Origin of the sequence: Acinetobacter sp. WC-141, assembly GCF_000313935.1 — a bacterium.
GTDB lineage: Bacteria > Pseudomonadota > Gammaproteobacteria > Pseudomonadales > Moraxellaceae > Acinetobacter.
The window spans coordinates 70756-95948 of sequence record NZ_AMSS01000066.1 but is presented as its reverse complement, the minus strand read 5'-3'; the positions used below and the strand labels follow the sequence as shown (position 1 = coordinate 95948).

Sequence of the window (25193 nt, the reverse complement as noted above, 5' to 3'; positions counted from 1 at the left end):
GTCATCCCTTCTAGCGATAACGTTCATACCAACGCGTAGGAACTAAATGACTCGTACATTGCCACTGTCCAGTCCCTTGCTCATTACCAGACAGCTTTAATTTCCCACAACTATTTGTCGCAGGTGGGTTATCCTCCGTTGGTACAAATGTTACGCTACGAATACCTGCACCTATGACGTTTGTATTACATTCAGAGGCCCCTGCTGGGCAGTTACTACCAGTTTGTGTTTTAAATCCATTACCATTCTCTTTATTCTGATCAATTGATCCATCAGAATTAAGACAGGCGCCAAATGGTAGGCAGTAAGTCTGCTGGTCTGTTTCACCGACTACACGTGGTAAACATGGGTCTGCCGCTACAATACCTGTTCCCTGCGGATCATAAACAGGCACAATTAAAGTCCCCGTAACGGCCATAGGCTCTTCAAAAGCTTTTAGCCCACCTTTAATACGAAAACTATTATTAGCTTTCTCTGTGCCATCGCTCATACTAGAAAGTGAGCGATACCAACCACCTTGTCCCGTCCCAGTGTTTGGAAAGAAAATCTGGGCTACTCGTGTTTCTCCAGATCTTAAAATTTGTGGATTTTTTCGAAGCGTTGATCGAGTAATATCTTTCGTTTCAAGCTGGCTATCCGTTAAAGACATTAAATTCTTTTTGATAAAGTCTTTATCAATAATTCCATAGACGTTGTTTACAGGTCTTCCGCTTAATGCCGTGCTAGGTGACATTCCCTCACGGCCTGTAAGGGGGTAAACATCTAACGGAGTACTGCGGTCCCCTGAAGCAATGCCTACAGTAATAAAAGTGCGGATTCCATAATCGTGAATTGTCACTGTGGGCGGTTCATAAAAACGCGGCGCATTCCCAGCGGTATAATCGTTTGAGCTATCGTAAGTTGAATCATTCGTTGCCAAATTCGCTAATCGAACAACTCGAACACCGAAACTGCTATAAGTCGAATTTGTTTTTGTCTGATTATTATTAAGATCGATACGGAAAACTTGTCCCCCTAAATCGCCAAAATATAAATGGTCTACCAAACCATCAGCATCTCGATCTAAAGTACTAATGCGACTAACAATACTGTGCTTCATATTAGAGTTATCTATATTAGAGCCTGTATCACTAGTCCACCATAAGCGCTCCCCAGTTTTAGCATCAATAATATAAACAGCGTTTCCTTTTGCTTTTCCATTCGTAAAGCAAGAATTACTCAAGGTAATAGTGGGGTTTTCATAACACTGGTCGTAGCCACCACCAACAATCATGACCCGTTTAATAACTCCGTTATAACGAATATTTGCAAGTACAGGTTTAGACCAACTCTGCCCCATACGACTATAATCAGTTTGATCTGCACCTACTCTAAAGAGGAGCTTAGGTGAAGCAGGATTTAAGATATTTAAACCATAATAACTGCTTCCCCCCATTCGCATACCGCCATAAATATTCATTTGCTTTGCAGTTACTTTTGATACTGCTGAGCTACCGCTTCCCGTTGTAGTAATACTATATGCAGGGTCAGATACCCAAGCCCCATCCATACCGTGAGCAGGAGCTGTAGCATCACTTTGCCCAACAACTAAAGCTTTTGAAGCGACTGGATCATTTAATATATCAGCAGGGACGAAAGCCATTTGTTCTACACCAGTTGAGGCATCCACAATATGCAGACCACCTTCCATCGTTCCATAGAGAATGGATTGTTCACGCGCAGATGTTAAATTCCCACTCTCATCTAATGTTCCATTATAGGTAAGCTGTACTGGTAAAGAATGAATACTACCACCCATCGATAAATAGGGTTCATTCGATGTAACTAATGACGAAGGTAAAGTCGTAGCGCTAATATCAGTTGAGTAACCTAGATAATTTAATATTTTTAATTTCAAGCTAATAGGGAAAGTTTTTAAAATATCTTGTCCAGTTGAGGCATCAAATTTTCCTAATACATAGCTTGCTGTATTACTTGCGCTATCAAAAGGATTAGCTCCAGTGGCCGGAGCAGCTGGGATCTTTAATAAATTAGTGCCAGTAGTCGATATTTTGGTGAGACTACCATCTGCTGCAACAGCAGAAACATCGGTAAATAAGTTCCGGATTTTATTTTGTACTGCATAGTAATATTTAGTGATATTTCCTACGCTATCCACTACTTCTGATTGTCCCGCAATCGGTAAAGGTACGTTCGAATATGAGCCACCTAAAAAGACTTTACCTCCGTCATTGTAATTCGAGCTATTCCAATAATCTTTCGTACCCGTTCTAAATGCCCCAGTTGCGTTGTAAACCAACCCACCAGTGTTAGCTTCAAAAGCGCCCGCATTTGTTCCCGATAAAACAACATGATATTTTTTTAAATTGCCACGCCACGTTAAATATGGGTTGGCAGGATTGGGCTCTAAAGCACGTAAATAACCATATTCCTGTAAATTTTTAGGATTCAGTGCATCATAAGGAACTGAGATAGCACCTGTGGTTAGTGGTTGTAAAGGAACTTTATTCAAATTACCAATAAATGCAACTACACTATCTGTTACCCCCTGAGCACTTTGAGTTGAAAAAAAACCACCATTCCCATAGCCAGGTGTTGTTACCGCATTTGTAGCTTGATTTGGCGAACATAGATCATCCCCCCCACGGTCGAATTGGGTTCTCGAACTCAAACGACAGGCATTTTTTACATCAGAAGAACTTAAACTAGAAAAGTCACTACCAAAACCAACAAATGCTGTTTGAATAGAAACTCCGGCAGGATTCTTTGTTTTATCAAATAGTCGTTTTGCAAACTCCCCCATACAGGCCCAACCAGAGTCTGCTGTAGTGTTAGATAAACCTCCAGAACAATTAAAATCAGCTCCAAAAGTACTACCTAAAGCAGTCGACATCACGGTTGCCGAACGTGTATTTGTTGTATTGTTCGGCTCACCATCTGATAAAAAGTAAATACCCTGCCCGTCACAGCTTTGACGATTGGCCACTGCCGGCAAAGGAGATTGGTAAATGGCATTTAAGTTAGAAGCATTTCTATCTAAAACAATATTCGGATTGCTTGTCGTATCATTTGTTTTTGATTTTGGAGTTCCGCTATCTGCGTTTGCTATCGCATAGTTAAAAGTGGTGTAGTAATAAGTATAAGAATAGGTTGAATCAGAGGAAGTATCATAAGCAATTGCCGTATTTACACCTGGATTAGATGTCGACCAGTTACTCCAATAGCTACTAGAGCGACAGGGCTGCCATAAATTTGCCGTATCAATCTGTGAATCGCGATAATTCGTACAATATGAGTATTCTGTTCTATTATCAAATTTCCGAACACGTTTTATATAACTATCTTTTCGAATAAGATAATTTGTTTCTGAATAGGTCGTTGTACCCATCAAGTAAGCCGCAGCTTCCGCATAAGCATGTGCTGAGGGCGTTGATCCACCAGCAGTTAAATTTGCAACAGCCTGTTTTAATTTATAACGCTGAGAACCTACCGTATTTAAAGTACTTGCATCCCCTAAAGGAGCAGCGGCCACCAAAATTTGTCCACTTCGACTATCACCATTTGCAGAGAAATTCCCTAAACCCACACGGGTATCATTTAGAACAGGATTATTGCTAGCTAAAAAAGCATTCATACCATTTTTAAGCATAGCCAAACGATTTTCGTTATAACTATTAGATGTCATACTTCCCGAAGTATCTAACATCATCACAATGGTTTTTTTTCCTGCTGTAGGTGATGCATAGATTTGTAAATCACTCGCCTGCGCGACGGAGCTTGTTACCAGCCATGTAAAAGCAACCGAACTCGAACAAATGGCATACCATAAATTATTTGGTTTAAAATTCTTCAATTTTAGTTTCACGATATTCCCCATTATGAACCTGGTGCCGCAATTTGAGTGAGCTTATTGGTATAGTTAAATTCTTGAACTTGAGCACTAAAAGGCACGTTATGATTTGCCAAACACTCCGCTAGTGTTTGTTTAGCCGTTAACGCGGTATCAAAATTGTCACTAATTTTTGCTGAACTCGTACTTAAGCAATCACTTTGTAAAGTTTCGATAGAGGTAGAAGCGTAGGCTGGCAAAAAAGCAGTTGTAATCACTCGAATACGTTGCGTAGACAGCATGCTTTTAGGTAATTGTGTCCCTTCAGAGGTATTTGTTCCCCTCGGTAAATTTGAACCTGGAATATCGCTTGCAGCATCTGTTGGAATACTTACAGCGACTTGGGTAACTACTGCTTGGCGATTACTTCCATAGTCACTTGTTAAGTCACAAAAACCTGCTACCCCACCATCTTCAACAACTGCATTATTAGCGCTTCCTGCCCGAAGTAAACTTGCACCTCTTGTCTGAGCAAAATTTGTTGATGTAGAAATAGGCTTATAACAAAAGTTATATTCTGCGCCTGGGTTACTTTCATGCTCTTTGAGCGCAGCACCAATCACATTAGTAATATTAGTCAGAGTGTTAGGATTCATCTGCACAATGAGTTCTAAAGGTGTGTCAGATGATTGAAAATTTAATTGACTGACTTGGCTATTCGTAGCAACTTTTAAAGAAACAATAGCCACTCTTATTGCTAACACACCTACAGAAATAACAACCAACAAAATAATAAGCACAACAATAAGGGTTGCCCCTTTTTCTTTAGGTTTACTTATATGAATTAAATGGGTCATAGACTTTCTCCCATCGCATTACGCAAAGCAATTGTTACGTTATAAACGCGGCGTAAGAAACGAGTTGTATTGTCAGAAGCATGCACGGTTTGATCTAACATAAGAAAAGACTGTGCGGGATCTATTGCTTTGTTTTGGGCATTGTTAGTAGAACGGGCTAATACGGATATTTGTATTGAAAGAATCCGCGGTGCCATTACAGATGGTGTGGCATCTCGAGCAGCCTGTGCGGCAGCCCGATATTGGGGAATCGTATAATAAGCAAAATTGCCAGCCGCATTTTTTGCACCAAATAGAACATGAAAATGATCAATTCGCGGTAATACGATTTGGCCAGCATCCCCTAACCCAGCAATACTGGCAGGCTGAGCTGTGGCAACACCAGAGGGTGTATTTGCATCACATGCAAGTGCATAATCTTGCTGGGAACTACCATTACTATCCAGACGTAAAAAATAACGCTCTACAATTAAATCCCCTGCAAGTACATTCACACCTTCGCAATTGGTCATATTAGTAGGAGCAATAAATTGAATCGTCAGCTGATCACTTTGCACAGTAGCGTTTGAACTATTCTGTATATTTGAAAGGCCTTTCCAGTGATTACTAACGGTACTTACCGTATCCCCTGCACCACGACTTAATAATGTGTCAGCAATATAGGTATTTGTTCCAACATTAGAGACGAAATTGACACTATCATTATTGGTTGCAGTTGAGCCTGTTAATACAACACCGCCCCAAGGGGTTGTATCAGTTAAAATCGGGTTGGTTACATTTCCATAATTTAGAAGGCGTATATCACGTGCGATATATTCCAAACCAAAAATACCGCTATCTTGTATTTCAGCATTTGCTTTTTGTAGACGACTTGATAGAAGTCCGCCAATAAACAATTGAGTCGCCGCAGCTACTAAAATTAGGCCTAAAGCCAATGCAACCATAAGCTCAATTAATGTAAAGCCTTGTTGCTTCCACGATACAAATGAGTGAGTCATTAATATGCCTCCATCATTAAACAATTCGAATTATTGGTATAAACGCCATTCGTACTCATACAGCTCGACACATCCGCACTAGTGGTACCCCCATTTGTTGTAATTACTGGAGAGGTTTTCCCCCAAAAAACAAATAGACACTGCCTCTGCTGGGCCATTGTGCTTGTAACCCCTGGACAATTTGACATCGTGATTTTCATGCCGAGTTGATCTGCATTTCTTGCAGCTTGATAGGCGTCAAATTGGGCAAGTTGAGAAGGTGTACATATAGCGTTAAAACATAATGTCGGAGCTGTGGTAGTAGATGAATAATTGCTATAACTACGGACAAATGCAGGATATTGATTAGCTTGAGAACTATTTATGCGAATATTTTCTGCTAATCCTCTCATAATCATAATAGCTTGAGATTTACTTAATGCTTCTGAAGAAGCATCCATAGCCCGAACTTGCAAAGCAACATATCCTAAAATTCCTATTGCAAGTAAAATTAAAGCGACCAACACTTCTAATAAACCAACCCCAGCTTGAGCTTTTTGCTTAGAGCTCTGCATTAACATGTCTCCTCAGCTTTAAAAATTAATGTGCCAAGCTTTGTTAAAATAAGAATTTTCTTTTTATTTATTTTTGAATTACAAATAGATAAAAGCGTATCTTGGGTGATATTGGTGCTCACCCCATTCGCATTAAAAGTTAAAGTCGTCGCTGTTAATGAACTCTGCGTACCATCAGCAGCTATATTTTTGAGCTCAAGAGTGTTATTGGAAGCAGCTTTCCAATTGAAAGAAGTTGGTGTATTTGAGGCTATTGAATTCAGATTAATGGATACATCTTGACGACCAAGTATGGCTTGGCTCTTCGACTCCGACAAAATATTGATTAAGTCTCGTTGATTTTCATCTAGTCGTTTGCGTTCTAATAAATTCGACATAGACGGCGCAGCCATCATTGCAATAATAGCCATGACCGCAATCGTCACCATAAGCTCAACTAAGGTGAACCCTTCTTGCGGAATAACTCCCCTCATCCCCAGAACCCCAAATAAACTTAAGAATTTTTTATTTATTATTTAAATTTTACGGCTTAGATTTACAAAACAAATACAAAGCAGATAAAGGGTATAAAAAAACAGATAATCGTCACATCAACAATTATCTGTTTAACTATTTTAAAATCAGTATGTTAAATAAGTCACACTTTATGCTTGAGTCACGTGAATGCGTAATTCTTTAGGAAGGCTAAAGGTTATGTTCTCTTCACGTCCATCTAATTCTTTAGGTGCTTGCGCGCCCCAGTCTTGTAAACGTTGAATCACTTGCTTAATTAGAATTTCCGGTGCTGAAGCACCCGCTGTTACACCAATTTTGCAAGTGTCATTGAACCATGACTGTTCTAACTGATCAGCATTATCTACAAGGTAAGCAGCTTTGCCCATACGCTCTGCAAGCTCACGTAAACGATTTGAATTTGATGAGTTAGGTGAACCTACGACCAATACCACATCACACTGTTCCGCCAAGTCACGTACAGCATCTTGTCTGTTTTGAGTTGCATAGCAAATATCATCTTTACGCGGCCCCTGAATATGAGGAAATTTTGCACGCAAAGCATCAATAACTTTAGCCGTATCATCAATAGATAGAGTTGTTTGGGTCACAAATGCAAGTTTTTCAGGATGTCTTACTGCAAGTGCAGCAACATCAGCCTCATCTTCAACCAGATAAATGTCACCACCTTTCAATTTGTCATATTGACCCATTGTTCCTTCAACTTCAGGGTGTCCTTCATGACCGATTAAAATGGCTTCTGTACCTTCTCGCGCATATTTAGTGACTTCAATATGAACTTTAGTAACCAAAGGACAAGTTGCATCAAACACTTTTAAGCCTCGACGCTCAGCTTCTTGCTGAACTGCTTTTGAAACACCGTGAGCACTAAAAATTACAATTGAGTCATCCGGAACCTGATCTAGCTCATCAACAAAAACCGCCCCTCTTTGACGTAAGTCATCTACAACAAATTTGTTGTGTACAACTTCATGACGTACATAAATAGGAGGATTAAAACATTCTAAAGCCCGATTGACGATTGCTATGGCTCGATCAACACCGGCACAAAAACCACGCGGATTAGCTAACACAATTTCCATAACAGCCTCAAAATTAATAAAACAGGGGAATTTCTCTTGAATATTTGCAATTAAAACTATTCAGTTTAAACGCACGGTACACTACAATAGCGAAGATATTTTATCATATCAGGAAAAATATCATGTCGGGTCTATTGTTTGTCGTTTCTGCTGCATCAGGAACAGGCAAAACATCTTTGGTGAAAGCCCTGCTTGACCGTGTGAGCAATTTACATGTTTCAGTCTCGCATACTACCCGAGGTCAACGTCCCGGTGAGTTAGATGGTGTTCACTATCACTTCACCACAAAAGATGAATTTCTAGACCAAGTCAACCATGAAGGTTTTATTGAATACGCTGAGGTATTTGGTAATTACTATGGCACTTCTCAAGCAACTGTAAAACAACAGTTAGCTCAAGGACATGATGTTCTACTTGAAATTGATTGGCAAGGCGCAGAGCAAGTACGCAAACTTTTTCCTGAATCTAAGCAAATATTTATTTTACCGCCAACACAGTTTGACCTACGTCAGCGTTTATCTAACCGTGGTACAGACTCAGTTGAAGTCATTGAACATCGTTTAAGCTGTGCAGTTGAAGATATGCAGCATTACACGAATTTTGATTACATCATTATTAATGATGACTTTAATAAAGCTTTACATGAGCTTGAAGCGGTAATTACAGCAAACCGTTTAGTATTATCTCAGCAAGCGAAACGTCATCAAACATTAATTCAAGACTTGATTACTCCTCAACCAAAACAGGAATAACTTGAGTCTAGATCGAAAGCCTTTTATACTGTTTAGTCTGTTCAAATTCACCATTCCAAAACGAGAACTTTTATGGCACGCGTCACCGTTGAAGATTGTTTAGATCATGTAGACAACCGTTTTGAGCTTGTGCTCGTTGCAAGTAAACGTGCTCGTCAATTGGCACGTCAAGGCATGGAGCCAACTGTAGAATGGGATAACGACAAACCGACTGTAGTTTCTTTACGCGAAATCGCGGCAGGGCACGTTACGAAAGAAATTCTTAAACAACGTGAACAAGATTATCAAACTTCTAGTCTTGATCTTGCTCTTTCTACAAACAGCTTGAATTTAGAAGGTTTTTCTTTCTAAATAATTCTGTTTCATAAAAAAACCATCGTTTTTCTGCGGTGGTTTTTTATTTGGCTTTGTCTTGTATTTAAAGATATTGAAAAAAGCAATTATTTTCATTGAAAAAAAAATACACTTTTTCAAATGAAAAAATTGACAAGTTCCGCAATATGCTTTTCATTAAGAAGTAGATAGATTTAGTTTTTCAGCATTAGGAAAAAGGGTGATTTATGCCAGGCGAAGAGGTCAGCCAAGCCAAGCAACAGCTCAAATTGATTATCGACCCTTACTTATCGGTAAATGAGGTCGAGAAAGTGCTTGCTGCCTGTGATTTTGCCGATCTAGCACATACTGGCATTACACGTAAAAGTGGTGAACCCTACATTTTGCATCCGATTGCTGTCAGCTGTATTCTTGCCAACATGCGTTTAGATGCTGAAACCTTAATGGCTGCACTTTTGCATGATGTTATTGAAGATACTCAATATACAAAAGAAGATATTACTGAAAAATTTGGCCTGACAGTTGCAGAACTAGTTGATGGTGTAACCAAACTTAGCCAGTCAAGTGATAAAGAATTTAACAAGGCCGCTTCATTCCGAAAAATCTTGCAAGCGACCTTACAGGACCCACGTGTCATTATTATTAAATTAGCCGACCGCTATCATAATATGACAACGCTAGGTGCTTTACGTCCAGATAAACGTGCCCGCATTGCTCAGGAAACTTTTGATATATTTGTGCCAATGGCAAGATTAGTCGGCATGAATGAAATGGGCGATAATCTAGAAAATCTTTGTTATCAAAACCTTGATCTTGATATGTTTGATAACGTGCAAAATGCACTACGTCTAACCAAACCAGAGCGATGTAAATATCAAAGTATCTGGGAACAAAATCTTGCCGAACTTCTCCATAATTATCATATTCACGGTCGCATTAAAAAGAAAAACAACAATATCGAATTATTACGCCATTTCGTTAAAAATGAGATGGATTTACAAGAACTTACTCATAGTCATGCGTTTGAAATCGTTTTACAATCAATTGCCGACTGTGACCGCCTAGTTGATGCTTTAAGAGAAAACTTTCAGGTCATTCAATATCAGGACCATATTCGTCGTCCGTTACCTGGTGGTAACCAGTCTTTATTAATTAAGCTCAAAGGCGAAAAAACCACACTATCTCTTACCATTCAAACCGAGCTTATGCGTAAAGCTGCCCGTTTTGGGGTAGTGCTTGGTGAAAATGCACCACAAACTTGTCGTTCAGCCATTCAGGCTTCAATGCAGAACTTAAATACATTGATTGATGGAGAATGTGCAAAAACGACTTTTAATGATTTATTAGATTACTTACACCAAGAAAAAATTTGGGTTTACACACCACATGGTCAACTCCATGAGTTACCACAAGGTGCTACCGTAGTTGATTTTGCTTATTCAGCAAGTTTATTTTTAGGTAATCATGCAGTTGGTGCAAAAGTAGATGGCGAGATTAAACCACTATCGACCCCATTAATTAGCGGTCAGGTTATCGAAGTTATTACAGATGTTTTAGCAACACCAAATCCAGACTGGTTGAGTTTTATTAATACTCAAAAAGCTCGCCGTGCGTTACAGCATGTTCTTAAAGACCAAGACATTGAAGAACAGCGTTTAGTCGGTGCACAGGCACTTTCTCGAGCACTAAAACTCTTTAACCGTTCAATTAATGATCTCTCTGAAGCCGACTGGTTAGATTTACTACAATGGCGTCATATCGATAATAAAAATACATTATTTGAACAAATTGCGGTTGGTGACTTACTTCCTCAACTTGTAGCTAATCACCTATTTGCTCATGACAAACATCCACAAATAGAAAATTCGGATCGACTCATTCAAAGTACTGAAGGTGTCGACGTTAAATATGCGCATTGCTGCAATCCAGTTTTAGGTGACCCAATTCAAGGACATTTAACACGTCGTGGGTTAATTGTGCATCGCATCCGCTGTCATAACTTACTACATGAACAACATCTGCATCCTGAAAATATTATGCCGCTTCAATGGAAAGCAGATGATGTAGATGATGTACGTTTTACAGCCTACCTTGCTATAGAAATGGCAATGAATGATGAGCAGGTATCTGACCTGATCTATCAATGTCGTAAAAATAATGCAGGGGTAGAAATGGTTCACTCAAATGAGCAAAGAACTTTTGTTAATATTGTAGTCAACAACCGTAAACATATTGCAAAAGTCATCCGTGACTTACGTATGCATTATGGTTTTCCACGTATTGAGCGTTTGGATGCGCCTAATCCACAGATGGAAATTTCAAAAGTAAGCTAAGTCTTTACAAGGGCTATTGGTCAGATTCATGTTTCTTTAACAAAATCAAACTTTCCAAATCCACTTAATCATTTAAATCGATGATACTTTTGTCCAAACCTATCATCGATTATGATGGAAAGAGATTTAATCAAGGAGAACCAAATGTCCCGCCAAGTGATACATACTGAAAATGCCCCTGCTGCTATCGGCACATACTCTCAAGCTATTTTAGTAGATAATACGTTATATCTTTCAGGGCAAATTGGTTTAGACCCATACAGTATGGAACTTGTAGAAGGTATCGAAGCTCAAATTCGCCGTGTGTTTGATAATTTAAAAGCGGTTTGTGAAGCTGCTGGCGGATCACTTGCAGATATTGCTAAGCTCAATATTTTTCTAACTGATTTATCAAATTTCCAACTTGTAAATCAAATTATGGGTGAATATTTTGCTCAACCATATCCTGCCCGTGCAGCTCTTGGTGTAGCAAGCTTACCAAAAGGTGCGTTAGTAGAAATGGACGGAATAGTAATAATTAATCAATAAGATATAAAAAATTTAAAAATCTATATCTCAATAATTAGCTTTTAAAATATGAACCATCTTTGCATAAAAATCTAAATTCTTCTTAGATTTCCGCTTAGGTGGTATTTTTTTATCCAAAATCCCAATGATGATAAATGAGATTTTAAATGAATTTCATTGACAAACGATAATAATTATCAATAATATCTATTATCGCATTTATATTTGGGGATCACTCCCATGTACGTTTGCTTGTGTCGTGGCATTACCGATCAAGATATTAAAGACGCTGTTGAAAATGGCGCTGAAAGCTATCGCGAAATTCGTGATTTGCTTGATCTTGGTACATGCTGTGGACGCTGTGCACCAGAAGCACGTGCTATCATTAGTGAAGAATTAGCAGAAATCGCTGCTCGTATTTCTGTAGCGGCGTAAAAAAATTATAAACATTTAACAGTATTTTATGAGCTCCTCCACCGCTTTTTGCGGAACATTAATAGTTCCTCATTCAAGCGGTTTTTTTTGGCTGCAAAATCTCCTTTCCTAATATTGTGTTGTTTTTGATTGCGATTTTCATTTGCTGTTCCATAAATTACTCGCCATATCTATGATTGTTCACTAAAATGGTTTTTTATAGATTGCCTTAATTAAATTGAGGCAGAAATTGTTTTGGAGTAGCTACAATGAAAGGCAATCGTGATGTCATTAATCAGCTTAACCAAGTGCTGTATCATCATTTAACTGCAATTAATCAATACTTTTTACATTCACGCATGTTTAATGATTGGGGAATTGAGCAACTTGGTTCTGCCGAATATAAAGAATCAATTCGTCAAATGAAACATGCAGACAAAATTATTGAACGTATTTTATTTTTGGAAGGCCTACCTAACCTTCAACATTTAGGAAAACTTTATATCGGCCAACATACAGAAGAAGTTCTGCAATGTGACATTCGTAAAGTGAAAGAAAATATAGAAGCGATTCAAAAAACAGTTGTACTCGCTGAAACAGAACAAGACTATGTGACTCGTGATCTCGTGCAAGAAATTTTAGAAAAAGAAGAAGAATATTGGGACTGGTTAGATACTCAAATTGATCTTATTGGCAGCGTAGGCATTGAAAATTATATCCAGAGCCAAATGTAATTTTTCATAAAAAAATCCCCTTGAGCACAAGGGGATTTTTTTATTACTTTTCTTTTAATAACTCTGATAGCGTTATTTTTTGCTTATAAAGATGCTGCAAAATAAATATTTGTTGCTCTGCCTGCTCTACTTTTCCATTGTAAGCTAACAATTTTGCATATTTACGTAAGTTATAGGGAGTTGCTTTATTCTTTACTAAATTTCCCCATTGGACTAAATCAGCTTCAGGTAATGTAGTTTCTGGATTAAGTTCAATCCATTTTAAACGTTGCTCAAACTGAGTTAAAACAAAAATTTTACTGCTTCCCATAAATTCTGCATTTGGTCGCTTATTACTAAAAAGCAAATTACTATTCAGAACATAGACATTGTAATCACGTAAAATCGCAATAATCAGTAGTAAACTTACACCTACTATTAAACGAAGAAGACGTTTATTAAGTACCACTCCCTTGAGTACTGGAGTTTGCGCCTGAACAATACCGAGCAAAAAACCACAGGCAAGCAAGAAATAAGCATAGCGCTGTGGGAATTCCAACATGGCATGAATAAGTACGGTACACACCATCATAATCGCTACAATCGAGATGGTTTCTTTAGCTTGTTGATTTAACCAAAGAAACCAGCAAGTAAAGTAAGCAATGATTATAGTCGCTAATGGAATGCCATTCCAAATAATTAAATCAAGTAATACGTTATGGGCACTGGTGGTCCACTCTCCTGTCGGAAAAGCATGATAAACCGTCATTTGCGCCACACTGGTTTGATTCCAGCCATACCCTAACCAAGGATGCTGCTGCACCGCCAGCAACATTTGTGACCAGATGTTAAATCTTAAATATCCAGAGCTTGCTCGCTCTACTAAAGTACTTGCTTCAGTTACATTTGTATTTGACCATGCTTCAATTAGGCTTGTTGCAAAGGGTAGAATTATCCCTGCAACCACAAAAAAACCTACACACCACAAAAGGCTTTGAATAAATCCAAAACGCTTTTGCTGTCTAAATTGCTTAAACACCCAATAAGCGAATAAAAATGGGAAAACAATCCATGAGGTCCGTGATTGACTCAATGCAACCGTAAATAAAATTATGAGTGCCGAAGGTAGGAGCAACCAGACCGTAGCCTTATTCTTTTCATATAAATACAAACAACCTAACAACCCAATAATTAAAAAGGTTGCCATATTATTAGGTTGACCGAAGTTCCCGTAAGGACGATTACCAATCAGATTGAGCATGTAAATAAAATCTGACTCTAAATTTAACCATTGGCAAATCGCGATAAAGCTTGTGCCGACAGAGACTGCTAATACTAAAATACTAAAACCAGAAAAAATTTGGTCGCGCTTTTGTGGATCTAAAGATAAGTTGTAGCCAGCCAAGACCATAAACCAAAAGCCAAGTAAGTAAAATGCACTCAGTAAAGCTGTACTTAAATCAAAAACTAAACCAAAACCCCATTGTATTATTGGTATTAAAGTAAATGGCAACAATAAGAGCTGTGCTCTAGGAATTTTAATATCTTGCTGAACTAGAGTAACCAATACACACAACCCAGCCCCAAAAGTACTCACTTCACTTGAGAACATCACCCAAGGACTATAATGAAATGGTGACAACCATGCAAAACCCAACAGAATTGCAGCGAAGAATAGAAAGAATACTTGCATAGCAGAAGCTAGTAACTATTAAGAAAATTATAGAAATTATACACTTTACTGATGAGCAAATTTGTTGTTTTAAACTAATCAAAAGTTTAATAAAAAAGAGGGAACTAACCCTCTTTTTTATTTACAATAATTTATTAAGAAACTGAACATGACTTCGGAGCAATAGCGGCTGTAATTTCTGATGAGCCAGCGTTTGCAATCGAACATGCCCAACCACCTGTATCAGTAGTTGCTCCTGAAGCATCTGTAGCCTCAGCTGTACGTGTTAATGTAATAACTCCACTAGTAATTGTCGCGGAACCTTTTAATGTACAGGTAATAGTTCCAGTAGTACCTGCATTTGAAGCTGCCGTAACCGCACTACAATTATTAGTAGTCGAATTTAAGCCAATATTAGCAGGAGTTGTAACAGTTGTGCCTTCTGATAAAGCTAATTCGAACTGAGTTTTCCCTGGACTGATTTCTGCTAATGCCGCTGTGATTTGAGAACGAGCAGTATATTTTTGATATTGCGGAATCGCAATTGCTGCCAAAATACCGATAATCGCAACTACGATCATGAGTTCAATTAATGTAAAACCTTTTTGTGCATTCATAGCCTTTTCCCCAAAGATTGTATGTATGTTTTTATATAAGCTTTTTCAGCTATCAACTATATTGCAGCATCCATGCCAACTTTTCTTTTTATTAAAAAACAGAAACTTATACTAATTTTTTAATTTACTAAATATAAAATCACTGTAAATAAATGACAAAAATTGTCATATTACTTTTCGTTAAAACATATCACAGATCAGAATAAGTAAACAAAATCTATCAAACTTTATATTTATTTTTGTGAACAAATTCTCTTTAAAAATAAACAAATAGGTGACATTTTTTGTCAGTCACCTTTAAAAGTAAAATTATGAAAATTAGCTAATATAGGAATGTTCAAGGCGAGTTAATTAAGAATAATCGGAGTATTACCCAATTCATTGGTTTGATCTGGCATGTTTTCATCATAAAAACGTGACATCACCTCTCCAATTTGCTGCACACCAATCACTACAGCTTGTTGATATTGTTTTTGTGTAAGAAGTTGAACGATAGATTCACAAATCTGTTGCCAGACCTGATCATTGGTGGCATTTCTAATACCACGGTCAAATATAATTTCTACCGTACGTTCACATAAATTTAGGTATAACAATACGCCACTATTTAATTCGGTGTCCCAAACGCCTAACTCTGCAAATAACTGCTGTGCTCTTAATCGTGTATTTTGTCTATAAGCTTGTGAACATGGAATATGGCCTTCAATTACAACCTGTATTTCTCCAACATGGCCATGTTCTGCTTGCTGTACAGCATCGGCAATACTTTGCTTATCTTGTTTCGAAAAATAACGACTACTCGCCGGAAAATAGCATAAATGTTTAAACCAACGTTTTAGGCTTGGCTCTACAGATTCCTCAATTTTGGGATGAGTAATAATTTGTGTTGTTTCTGATGTTGTTACCATGAGCCTGAAGCACCTCCACCACCAAAACGACCTCCGCCGCCGCCATAGCCTCCGCCACCACCGCCGAAGCCGCCTCCACGGCCACCGCCGCCAGAACCACTCAGAATGGCCTGTAAAATAAGTTGGGCAATTGAAGTAATGAGTAAAAAGAAAATTCCAAAACCAAGTAGTAAGCTAGTTACTAAACCTGCGCCATTTACAAAACCTGCCACTGCCGCAGCAACACCAGCAGTAGATGCACTAAGAGGTCGCCCTACAATGAATGATCCTACAATTCCGGCAATAAGAATAAATAAAGCCATTGTGAGCGTTGTTTGCTTGGCTTGTTGTTCTTCTGCAGCTTGATGTTGTCGTTCTTTTAAATCTTGAGCAGCTTGCTGAGCTACTTCTGGATCAAGGTTTAAAATTCTTCCAATTTCATCGAGGCCTGCATTTAAACCCTGTGCATATTGGGCTTGTTTAAAATAAGGAGTAATTTGGTTTCGAATAATCCGACTTGCGATAATATCGGGCAATACGCCTTCTAAGCCATATCCGGTTAAAATTTGTATACGGTGGTCATTTACTGCAACTGCAATGAGTAATCCATTGTCTCGCTTAGCTGAGCCCAATTGCCACTGTTCACCTACTCGTAATGCATAATCAAAAATATCTTCTTGACCAGTAGTGGGAACAATGACAATACCAATTTGTGTTTTGCCTTGTTGATATAAACTTAGAATTTTTTGATTGAGCTGCTGCTTCTCTGTCTCGCTTAAAATGTTAGCTTGATCAATAACAGGCTGGTTTAAAGTTGGCAAACCACGAATTGATTCACCATCTGCCATATCGTTAGAAACTTGAGGCTGAGCAGCAATACTTGAAGCAGATTGTTCATCCGCTTTAGAAGCAGTGGTTTGATTTTGCTGCTTTTGAATAATTTTGCCAGCGACTACTGCATCGGTCTCATCAGTAGCAGTTGCAATATTACTTTCACTCCATGCCGTATTCTGAAAAAGAACACTACAACAGAGCAAAATTAAGGTCCCAATAAAGGCCTTAATTTGCTTAGACTGAAGCAATATAGTATTTCTCATATGGCACTCCTTTGATTTATAAGACTAATCAAAAGAAACTTTTGGGGCCTGTTGTGCAGAAGCTTCTGCAGAGAAATTGGCTTTTGGATGCATACCAATTACTTTTGCTGTCACTGCTTGCGGGAATTGGCGTACATATCCGTTGTAATCTTGCACTGTTGTAATATAACGATTACGTGCAACTGCAATACGGTTTTCTGTACCCTCAAGCTGAACTTGTAATTCTTGGAATTGAGTATTGGCTTTTAAATCTGGGTAATTTTCAGACACAGCAATCAGTCGAGATAAAGCTCCAGTTAATTGACTTTGAGCCTGTTGATATTTTTCAAGTAGAGCTGGGTCTTCTAAGACTTCTTTATCAACTTTTAAACCAGCAACATTTGAACGTGCCTGTGTCACTTCGGTTAATACTTGTTCTTCATGTTTAGCATAACCTTTTACCACATTCACAAGGTTCGGTACCAAATCTGATCGACGTTGATATTGGTTTTGTACTTCAGACCAAGCTGCTGTTACAGCCTCATCTTTTACTTGTAACGTGTTATAGCCACACCCCGAAAATAGTAAGGTACTGGCAAGTGTCGTTGCGATCGCAAGTTGTTTCAAATTTTTCATCGTCACATTATCCTCAAGTTTTTCTTTATATTTTTAACCTCTTTATTCGATTGTATGATGAATTTGGCATTGTTGTGTTGCTTTTATTTTATTGATTTTTAAAAAACCGGATTTTTAAATCCGGTTTTCTATTAACTTAATCTTTGGTCTTTTTCTTGTTGGAAACTTGCCATTTGATATTCGTCTGCTAAAGAACTTTTCCAGTAATCGACCATTTTGCCGTAATCCTTTTGGCTAGGATGAAAATCTTTTTTGTAATATGCGAAGTATTCAGGCATTAATTGCACAAGCATTTTTATGAGTAAATATGACCCAAATAAATTACCTCCGATCTTAGGTAAGCTATTCCACTTATCTTGCCAAAATAAGCGGGTTGTCCCATAAAAAGCGAGACTGGCAAATCCTGTCGTAACACTGCGCATGAGTAAACGACGCACACGATCATCTCCATATACATGCTGATAGACATCGAATGCGACTGAACGATGTTCAATTTCTTCAATCGCATGCCATACCCAAAGTTTTAGTGCATCTTCATCTAGTGTTTTTAATAACTCAGGATGCTGTAAAACATATGCTCCAAGTAATGCAGTAAAGTGTTCAAAAGCACAGGTAAGAGCCAACTGTAATTTAGGCGGAATCGTTCTTAAATATTTATCACGCTCATTTAGCCAGTTTTGAAATCTGTCCAGATTATAATCATCACGACGCCAAGCTTCATTAAACTCACTATGCGCTTTGGAATGCATAGCTTCTTGCCCAATAAAAGCTGCAATTTGTGCTTGTAGTTGAGGATCTGAAACCTTATCACGTACATTACGTACGCTATTTACGAAAAATTGCTCGCCTACCGGAAACGTTGATGAGAGTGCAGTTAAAAAATGAGACATGAGGGGAGAATTGGCAAAATAGTGCCGTTTAATCGCCGTTGGATTAAATTCAAGACGACGCACGGTGATACCCAACGCTTTTCGACGATTTAAATATGATTTTTCTGTCGTCATACCTGCGATGTTCATATTCAACACCTATTGCATTGAAGAAGGAAGTTTCGAGTATGTCGCGAGCTTAAAAAGCTAAAAAGGGCAAAAAAGCTTATTGTATTTGCCAAAAACATCAAACTGACTAATGGTAGACAGTAAAAAAGCCTACTTGAAGTAGGCTTTTTTTGAGTCTTTTAACACATGGCTTTATTAAACGCCAAGGTAATCTAAAATACCTTCGGCAGCTTGGCGGCCTTCCCAAATCGCAGTCACGACAAGGTCTGAACCACGCACCATATCACCACCAGCAAAGATTTTCGGGTTTGATGTCTGGAATTTAAATTCTTGCTGTTCAGCTGCGACAACACGACCTGAACCATCAAGATTAATATTCGCGTTACCGAACCAATCCGCTGGGCTTGGACGGAAACCGAATGCAAGTAAAACCGCATCGGCTGGCAGCACTTCTTCAGAACCCGGAATTGGCTCAGGGCTACGGCGGCCACGACTATCTGGTGCACCCATTTGTGTCGTTACCACTTTTACGCCTGTCACTTTGCCATTGTCGCCAACAATCTCGATCGGTTGACGATTGAATAGGAATTTCACACCCTCTTCATAGGCATTTTTTACTTCACGTGCAGAACCCGGCATGTTGCTTTCATCACGACGGTATGCACAAGTTACATCGTGAGCACCTTGACGTAAAGAAGTACGGTTACAATCCATAGCGGTATCACCACCACCAAGAACAATCACCTTTTTACCATCTAAGCTGATGTATTCACTTGGATCTTTTTCCCAACCTTGGCAACGGTTCACGTTAGAGATTAAGAAATCAAGTGCGTCATAAACGCCGTCAAGATCTTCACCCGGGAACCCACCCTTCATATAGGTATAAGTTCCCATACCCATGAATACTGCATCGTATTCTGCAAGTAATTCATCGATGGTTACATCAGTGCCAATTTCAGTATTTAAACGGAATTCAATGCCCATACCCGTGAAGATTTCACGGCGGCGTTTCATCACATCTTTTTCCATTTTAAATTCTGGAATACCGAATGTAAGTAAGCCACCAATTTCAGGACGCTTATCGAACACAACTGGTTTAACACCGCCGCGAGCAAGAATATCCGCACAACCTAAACCAGCAGGACCCGCACCAATAATTGCAACTTTTTTGTCAGTCCATTTTACGCCTGACATATCTGGACGCCAGCCCAAAGCAAAGGCTGTATCGTTGATATATTTTTCAGCATTACCAATAGTTACTGCACCAAAACCATCATTTAAGGTACAAGCACCTTCACATAAACGGTCTTGTGGGCATACGCGACCACATACTTCAGGCAGTGTGTTCGTTTGATGACAAAGCTCAGCAGCTTGGAAAATTTGGCCTTCAGCGATGAGTTTTAACCAGTTTGGAATGTAGTTATGTACAGGACATTTCCATTCGCAATATGGGTTACCACAACCTAAACAACGGTGAGTCTGATTAGTGACAGTTTCCGATGTAAAAGGCTTATAAATTTCCACAAATTCTGCTTTGCGGACAGTAATATCTTTTTTCTCTGGATCTTGGCGTGGTACATCCAGAAATTGAAAGTCATTATTTAGGCGTTCTGCCATGTCTCTCTCCGTGGGTAGGCGCGGATTTCATTGTTGCCCGCACCTGCCTATGTCTTTGCAGTCGTGGAATTATTGTGGGTCAGCTTGTGTTGTTTTCAAAAGCGTTTGCAAATTAGCAGCTTTTGGTTTCACAAGCCAGAATTTACGGCTGTAGAAATCGAACTCATTGCGGATTTTATAAGCCCAAGCACTACCAGTTTCTTTGATATGCTCATCGATAATACGCAATAAGAACTCTTTATGATCTTCCATAGATTCTGTTGAAATACGATTTAAATCAATCAATTCGTGGTTGTAGTAATCTACGAAGTCATTATCAAGGTCAAGTACATAAGCAAAACCACCGGTCATGCCCGCACCAAAGTTATGGCCTACTTTACCAAGTACAGTCACAACACCACCTGTCATATATTCGCAACAGTGATCACCAGCACCTTCGATTACAGCAAATGCGCCAGAGTTACGAACTGCAAAACGCTCACCCGCTGTACCTGCTGCAAAAAGCTTACCGCCAGTTGCACCATACAAACAGGTATTACCAATAATTGCTGTGTTTTGGGTTTGGAAAGGTGAACCTTGTGGTGGGAAAATCGAAATACGACCACCAGCCATACCTTTACCTACATAGTCGTTTGCATCACCTTCAAGACGGATGTGTAAACCACCAGCATTCCAAACACCAAGTGACTGACCAGCAGTACCCGTTAAGTTCATCACTACTGGGTGTACTTCCATGCCTAAGTTGCCATAGCGGCGAGCGATTTCACCTGACACACGAGCACCGATCGAACGGTCACAGTTCACAACAGTAAAGTTGAACTGACCGCCTGCACTTGACTCAATTGCTGGAAGCATTTCTGCAACCATTCTCTCAGCCAATACGCCTTTATCAAATGGTGCGTTGCCTTGTACTTCACAGTACTGCGCTTTACCTTCAGCAGAAGGATGAGAAGTTAACAATGCGCTTAAATCAAGATGAGCATGTTTTTCAGTTTCACCCGGTAATACTTCAAGTAAATCAACACGACCGATTAAGTCTTTCAACGAAGATACACCTAACGCTGCCAACCATTCACGAGTTTCTTCCGCGATAAAGTGGAAGAAATTAATGAGCATTTCTGGCTCGCCAATGTAGTGCTCTTGACGTAAGTGATCTTGCTGAGTTGCAACACCGGTTGCACAGTTGTTTAAGTGACAAATACGGAGGTATTTACAACCTAACGCAATCATTGGTGTTGAACCAAAGCCAAAGCTCTCAGCACCTAAAATTGCTGCCTTGATCACATCAAGACCAGTTTTTAAACCGCCATCAGTTTGTACGCGTACTTTGCCACGTAAGTCATTAACTCGAAGTGCTTGATGCGCTTCACTTAAACCTAACTCCCATGGAGAACCCGCATGGTGAATTGATGAAAGTGGAGATGCAGCAGTACCACCGTCATAACCAGAAATAGTAATGAAGTCTGCATATGCCTTCGCAACACCAGCTGCAATTGTTCCTACACCCGGCTCAGATACCAACTTCACAGATACCATTGCTTGCGGGTTAACTTGTTTCAAGTCAAAAATTAACTGAGACAAATCTTCAATTGAATAAATATCGTGGTGCGGTGGAGGTGAAATCAGTGTTACACCCGGCACTGAGTAACGTAAACGTGCAATTAAACCATTTACTTTACCACCTGGTAACTGACCGCCCTCACCCGGTTTTGCACCTTGAGCAACTTTAATCTGTAATACTTCAGCAGAAGTTAGGTATGCCGGAGTTACACCAAAACGACCAGATGCGATTTGTTTGATTTTCGAGTTACGAATTGTGCCGTAACGAACAGGATCTTCACCACCTTCACCAGAGTTTGAACGGCCACCAATCGTGTTCATCGCAATTGCAATTGCTTCATGTGCCTCTGGAGAAAGAGCACCTAAAGACATACCAGCCGAATCAAAACGCGGCAAGATATCTTCAACTGATTCAACTTGCTCAAGTGGAATTGAATTCGTTGTTTTTAATTTAAACAAGTCACGAATAGTTGCCACTGGACGGTTATTCACCAGCTCAGCATATTCTTTAAAATGTTCGTATTTACCAGAGCGAACCGCTTTGTGTAATGAGTTAATCACATCCGGGTTGAACGCGTGATACTCTTTATCAAATACGAATTTAAGCAGACCACCTTGATCAATTGGTTTACGATTTGACCATGCAGTAGCCGCTAATTTTTTCTGGTCTTTTTCAAGATCAGCAAATGTTGCGCCTTGAATACGACTTGGAACACCCAAGAAGCACTGATCTACCACTTCTGACGATAAACCGACTGCTTCAAAAAGCTGACCACCACGATACGAAGCAACTGTAGAGATACCCATTTTTGAAAGAACTTTTAATAAGCCTTTCTCGATACCTTTACGGAAGTTCGCTTGAGCATGGATTGGATCACCTAAAAGCTCACCTTTAGCGATCAAATCATTTATCACGTCATATGCAAGGTATGGGTAAACTGCTGTTGCACCGAAACCAAGTAATACCGCAAATTGATGCGGATCACGTGCGAAACCAGTTTCAACCAAGATATTTGCATCAGTACGCAAACCAGTTTTAATGAGGTGATGGTGTACCGCACCTGTTGCAAGTGCTGCATTTGCAGGCAAGAAACCTTGGCGAATATTTTTATCAGTTAAAACAATTAAAGTTTTACCATCACGAACAGCTTGTGCCGCTTCTTCGCAAATACGTGTAATCGCTGCTTGTAAACCTTCTTCTTCAGCATAGTTCAAATTGATATCAACAGACTCATAGCCTGCACGATCAATACTACGGATTTGCTGTATTTTTGAGTTAGACAGAACAGGGCTCGAAATAATGATTCGATCTGCGTGCTCTGGGCCCTGCTCAAATACATTTTGCTCACGACCCAAACAGGTTTCGAGCGACATAACAATCGATTCACGTAGTGGATCAATTGGCGGGTTTGTTACTTGCGCAAATTGTTGACGGAAATAATCAGTCACATGGCGTACTTGACGAGACAATACAGCCATTGGCGTATCATCACCCATAGATCCTACAGCTTCCTGTCCGCTTTCAGCAATTGGACGCAACAACTGATCACGCTCTTCAAATGTCACCATAAACATTTTTTGAGCTGCTTTTAAAGCATCGCCAGTTAAACCTTGATCAACTAATTGTTCTTCAAGTTCAGGGTTTGCATTTAAGCGAATTGCATGATCACGTAACCATTCACGGTACGGACGCATATTTTTAAGATGTGTATTCACATCTTTCGTATCAAGCACTTTGCCAGTTAAAGTATCAACTACCAAAATTTGACCTGGTCCAACACGACCTTTAGAAACCACGTCTTCAGGTTCATAACCCCATACACCAATTTCAGATGCTAAGGTAATGTAATCATTTTTGGTAATTACCCAACGTGCAGGACGCAAACCATTACGGTCAAGCATACAAATCGCATGACGACCATCTTGAATAACCAATCCCGCAGGACCATCCCAAGCTTCCATATGCTTAGAGTTGAACTCATAGAATGCGCGTAAGTCTGCATCTAAAGTTTCAACGTTTTGCCAAGCTGGTGGCACGAGCATGCGCAGTGCACGGAACAAATCCATACCCCCACCCACCAAAATCTCAAGCATATTATCTAAGCTTGATGAGTCTGAACCCGTACGGTTCACGATTGGGTTAAGCTCAGTTAAGCCTGGTAGCAATGGGTTTTCAAATTTAGGCGTACGTGCCAATGCCCAGTTACGGTTGGCTGTAATGGTGTTAATTTCACCATTATGCGCAAGATAACGGAAAGGCTGAGCCAACGGCCAACGCGGTAAAGTGTTAGTAGAGAAGCGTTGATGGAATACAACGATGTGTGATTTTAAACGTTCATCTGCTAAATCTGTATAGAACTCAGCAATCGCAGCTGGCATCATCAAGCCTTTATAGCTGATTACTGTCGAACAAAGCGTAGTCACATAGAATGACGGATCATTTTGTAATTGTTGTTCTGCACGGCGACGTGCCAAAAATAGTTTACGGTTAAACTCAACTTCGGTTACACCCATTGGACAGTTCACAATGACCTGTTCAAAAGCAGGTAAAGATTGAAGCGCAATCTCACCTAATGCATCGTTATTTGTAGGGACAACACGCCAAGCCAGTACGCGTAAGCCTTCTGCCTCAATTTCTTTAGTTAAAATATTTTTAGAATGTTGCGCTAATGCCAGATCAATATTTAAAAATACAGTACCCACAGCAAAAACTTCGCTCAGTGTAATATCACTCAGTTTTTTTGCTTCATCACGGAAAAATTGCTTTGGCATCGCCAACAATAAGCCGCAACCATCTCCCGTCTTGCCATCTGCGGCAATACCACCACGGTGCGTCATGCAACTTAAACTGTGAATAGCGGTTTCTACAAGATGATGACTTGATTCGCCCTTCATATGGGCAATCAGTCCAAAACCACAGTTATCCTTAAACTCATCAGGTTGATATAAACCTTGAGCGGGAGCTACAGTATTAGGCGATGGCATGTGCATAGCGTACCCTTCTTTCAATAAGGCTCTTTCGAGCGTCAAACAAACAACTTATTTCTGCGATATTGCCTATGGACGATAGTTAGCTCAATGTTTCGCAAAAAAAAATTTTGGGCTGATAAGCCAATATACGCTGTTCCATTTTTACGTACACTGGTTTTTGCTAGAAAAATGTTTTGACTTATTTCGCACTCTTTTAAAGCAGTTCGACCCCACGACTCTGCATAGAATTCACTCTTTAGAGCGCTAAAATAGTT

Annotated in this window: 20 protein-coding genes and 1 pseudogene; 7 read left to right on the top strand and 14 right to left on the bottom strand. The window is 39.4% G+C overall.

Annotated features, from left to right (window positions below; translation table 11 throughout):
• Positions 1-10: 10 nt before the first annotated feature.
• The 6 genes from ACINWC141_RS13525 to ispH form a co-directional block, all read right to left on the bottom strand.
• Positions 11-3865, bottom strand: coding sequence for a PilC/PilY family type IV pilus protein (locus ACINWC141_RS13525; protein ID WP_009392020.1), 3855 nt, complete (start codon positions 3863-3865; stop codon positions 11-13).
• Positions 3866-3876: 11 nt separating this feature from the next.
• On the bottom strand, positions 3877-4686 hold the full coding sequence (locus tag ACINWC141_RS13520) for a PilX N-terminal domain-containing pilus assembly protein (RefSeq protein ID WP_009392061.1): 810 nt from the start codon (positions 4684-4686) through the stop codon (positions 3877-3879).
• A complete protein-coding gene (locus ACINWC141_RS13515; RefSeq protein ID WP_009391987.1) occupies positions 4683-5684 on the bottom strand; it encodes a PilW family protein in 1002 nt (333 codons plus the stop codon). Before ACINWC141_RS13515 ends, ACINWC141_RS13520 begins: the two co-directional genes overlap by 4 nt.
• The gene (gene pilV / locus ACINWC141_RS13510; RefSeq protein WP_081400150.1) at positions 5684-6244 is read right to left on the bottom strand and encodes a type IV pilus modification protein PilV; all 561 of its coding nucleotides are present in this window, start codon (positions 6242-6244) and stop codon (positions 5684-5686) included. Before pilV ends, ACINWC141_RS13515 begins: the two co-directional genes overlap by 1 nt.
• Positions 6238-6711 (bottom strand): pilus assembly FimT family protein, encoded by a 474-nt coding sequence (locus tag ACINWC141_RS13505; protein ID WP_009392010.1) that lies wholly within the window; start codon positions 6709-6711, stop codon positions 6238-6240. The genes pilV and ACINWC141_RS13505 overlap by 7 nt, the downstream gene beginning before the upstream one ends.
• Before the next feature lie 171 nt (positions 6712-6882).
• Entirely contained in the window at positions 6883-7833 is a 951-nt protein-coding gene (ispH, locus tag ACINWC141_RS13500) for a 4-hydroxy-3-methylbut-2-enyl diphosphate reductase (RefSeq protein ID WP_003653781.1), read from the bottom strand.
• Between the two features lie 122 nt (positions 7834-7955).
• On the opposite strand from ispH, the gene gmk reads away from it, so the two are divergent.
• The 7 genes and pseudogenes from gmk to bfr all read left to right on the top strand — a co-directional run bounded on the left by gmk (position 7956) and on the right by bfr (position 12906).
• Positions 7956-8585: a guanylate kinase gene (gmk, locus tag ACINWC141_RS13495; protein ID WP_009391949.1), complete on the top strand. Its 630-nt coding sequence runs from the start codon at positions 7956-7958 to the stop codon at positions 8583-8585.
• A gap of 72 nt (positions 8586-8657) precedes the next feature.
• Positions 8658-8936, top strand: coding sequence for a DNA-directed RNA polymerase subunit omega (rpoZ, locus tag ACINWC141_RS13490; RefSeq protein WP_002116990.1), 279 nt, complete (start codon positions 8658-8660; stop codon positions 8934-8936).
• A gap of 80 nt (positions 8937-9016) precedes the next feature.
• A pseudogene (locus ACINWC141_RS20125) lies at positions 9017-9106 on the top strand (hypothetical protein); the annotation flags it as partial.
• 39 nt (positions 9107-9145) lie between these two features.
• Complete coding sequence (locus ACINWC141_RS13485) at positions 9146-11251, top strand: RelA/SpoT family protein (protein ID WP_009392022.1); 2106 nt, start codon at positions 9146-9148, stop codon at positions 11249-11251.
• A gap of 144 nt (positions 11252-11395) precedes the next feature.
• Positions 11396-11779, top strand: a complete 384-nt coding sequence (ridA, locus tag ACINWC141_RS13480; protein WP_002116996.1) for a deaminase RidA — start codon at positions 11396-11398, stop codon at positions 11777-11779.
• A 219-nt stretch (positions 11780-11998) separates the two neighbouring features.
• Positions 11999-12193, top strand: a complete 195-nt coding sequence (locus ACINWC141_RS13475) for a bacterioferritin-associated ferredoxin (RefSeq protein ID WP_009392016.1) — start codon at positions 11999-12001, stop codon at positions 12191-12193.
• A gap of 248 nt (positions 12194-12441) precedes the next feature.
• Entirely contained in the window at positions 12442-12906 is a 465-nt protein-coding gene (bfr, locus tag ACINWC141_RS13470; RefSeq protein WP_009391921.1) for a heteropolymeric bacterioferritin subunit Bfr, read from the top strand.
• 43 nt (positions 12907-12949) lie between these two features.
• Here bfr and ACINWC141_RS13465 read toward each other — a convergent pair whose 3' ends face one another.
• The 8 genes from ACINWC141_RS13465 to gltB form a co-directional block, all read right to left on the bottom strand.
• Positions 12950-14578: a PglL family O-oligosaccharyltransferase gene (locus ACINWC141_RS13465; RefSeq protein WP_009391925.1), complete on the bottom strand. Its 1629-nt coding sequence runs from the start codon at positions 14576-14578 to the stop codon at positions 12950-12952.
• A 134-nt stretch (positions 14579-14712) separates the two neighbouring features.
• Positions 14713-15174 carry a pilin gene (locus ACINWC141_RS13460; RefSeq protein ID WP_009392029.1) on the bottom strand — a complete coding sequence of 154 codons (462 nt, stop codon included), beginning with the start codon at positions 15172-15174 and terminating at the stop codon, positions 14713-14715.
• 347 nt (positions 15175-15521) lie between these two features.
• Complete coding sequence (locus ACINWC141_RS13455) at positions 15522-16082, bottom strand: TPM domain-containing protein (RefSeq protein WP_009391958.1); 561 nt, start codon at positions 16080-16082, stop codon at positions 15522-15524.
• Positions 16076-17158, bottom strand: coding sequence for a TPM domain-containing protein (locus ACINWC141_RS13450; protein ID WP_009391986.1), 1083 nt, complete (start codon positions 17156-17158; stop codon positions 16076-16078). The genes ACINWC141_RS13455 and ACINWC141_RS13450 overlap by 7 nt, the downstream gene beginning before the upstream one ends.
• Positions 17159-17182: 24 nt before the next feature.
• Positions 17183-17773 (bottom strand): LemA family protein, encoded by a 591-nt coding sequence (locus tag ACINWC141_RS13445; protein ID WP_009392013.1) that lies wholly within the window; start codon positions 17771-17773, stop codon positions 17183-17185.
• Positions 17774-17904: 131 nt separating this feature from the next.
• Entirely contained in the window at positions 17905-18792 is an 888-nt protein-coding gene (locus ACINWC141_RS13440; RefSeq protein ID WP_009392056.1) for a metal-dependent hydrolase, read from the bottom strand.
• A gap of 174 nt (positions 18793-18966) precedes the next feature.
• Complete coding sequence (locus ACINWC141_RS13435; RefSeq protein WP_009392028.1) at positions 18967-20388, bottom strand: glutamate synthase small subunit GltD family protein; 1422 nt, start codon at positions 20386-20388, stop codon at positions 18967-18969.
• A gap of 69 nt (positions 20389-20457) precedes the next feature.
• A complete protein-coding gene (gltB, locus tag ACINWC141_RS13430; protein WP_171061975.1) occupies positions 20458-24933 on the bottom strand; it encodes a glutamate synthase large subunit in 4476 nt (1491 codons plus the stop codon).
• Positions 24934-25193 lie beyond the last annotated feature (260 nt).

What these genes read in the sequence shown, in the direction of transcription:
- ACINWC141_RS13520 (WP_009392061.1), bottom strand. Translation starts at nt 4,686, where the DNA reads ATGACCCATTTAATTCATATAAGTAAACCTAAAGAAAAAGGGGCAACC.
- ACINWC141_RS13515 (WP_009391987.1), bottom strand. Translation starts at nt 5,684, where the DNA reads ATGACTCACTCATTTGTATCGTGGAAGCAACAAGGCTTTACATTAATT.
- pilV (WP_081400150.1), bottom strand. Translation starts at nt 6,244, where the DNA reads ATGTTAATGCAGAGCTCTAAGCAAAAAGCTCAAGCTGGGGTTGGTTTA.
- ACINWC141_RS13505 (WP_009392010.1), bottom strand. Translation starts at nt 6,711, where the DNA reads ATGAGGGGAGTTATTCCGCAAGAAGGGTTCACCTTAGTTGAGCTTATG.
- ispH (WP_003653781.1), bottom strand. Translation starts at nt 7,833, where the DNA reads ATGGAAATTGTGTTAGCTAATCCGCGTGGTTTTTGTGCCGGTGTTGAT.
- gmk (WP_009391949.1), top strand. Translation starts at nt 7,956, where the DNA reads ATGTCGGGTCTATTGTTTGTCGTTTCTGCTGCATCAGGAACAGGCAAA.
- rpoZ (WP_002116990.1), top strand. Translation starts at nt 8,658, where the DNA reads ATGGCACGCGTCACCGTTGAAGATTGTTTAGATCATGTAGACAACCGT.
- ACINWC141_RS13485 (WP_009392022.1), top strand. Translation starts at nt 9,146, where the DNA reads ATGCCAGGCGAAGAGGTCAGCCAAGCCAAGCAACAGCTCAAATTGATT.
- ridA (WP_002116996.1), top strand. Translation starts at nt 11,396, where the DNA reads ATGTCCCGCCAAGTGATACATACTGAAAATGCCCCTGCTGCTATCGGC.
- ACINWC141_RS13475 (WP_009392016.1), top strand. Translation starts at nt 11,999, where the DNA reads ATGTACGTTTGCTTGTGTCGTGGCATTACCGATCAAGATATTAAAGAC.
- bfr (WP_009391921.1), top strand. Translation starts at nt 12,442, where the DNA reads ATGAAAGGCAATCGTGATGTCATTAATCAGCTTAACCAAGTGCTGTAT.
- ACINWC141_RS13465 (WP_009391925.1), bottom strand. Translation starts at nt 14,578, where the DNA reads ATGCAAGTATTCTTTCTATTCTTCGCTGCAATTCTGTTGGGTTTTGCA.
- ACINWC141_RS13460 (WP_009392029.1), bottom strand. Translation starts at nt 15,174, where the DNA reads ATGAATGCACAAAAAGGTTTTACATTAATTGAACTCATGATCGTAGTT.
- ACINWC141_RS13455 (WP_009391958.1), bottom strand. Translation starts at nt 16,082, where the DNA reads ATGGTAACAACATCAGAAACAACACAAATTATTACTCATCCCAAAATT.
- ACINWC141_RS13450 (WP_009391986.1), bottom strand. Translation starts at nt 17,158, where the DNA reads ATGAGAAATACTATATTGCTTCAGTCTAAGCAAATTAAGGCCTTTATT.
- ACINWC141_RS13445 (WP_009392013.1), bottom strand. Translation starts at nt 17,773, where the DNA reads ATGAAAAATTTGAAACAACTTGCGATCGCAACGACACTTGCCAGTACC.
- ACINWC141_RS13440 (WP_009392056.1), bottom strand. Translation starts at nt 18,792, where the DNA reads ATGAACATCGCAGGTATGACGACAGAAAAATCATATTTAAATCGTCGA.
- ACINWC141_RS13435 (WP_009392028.1), bottom strand. Translation starts at nt 20,388, where the DNA reads ATGGCAGAACGCCTAAATAATGACTTTCAATTTCTGGATGTACCACGC.
- gltB (WP_171061975.1), bottom strand. Translation starts at nt 24,933, where the DNA reads ATGCCATCGCCTAATACTGTAGCTCCCGCTCAAGGTTTATATCAACCT.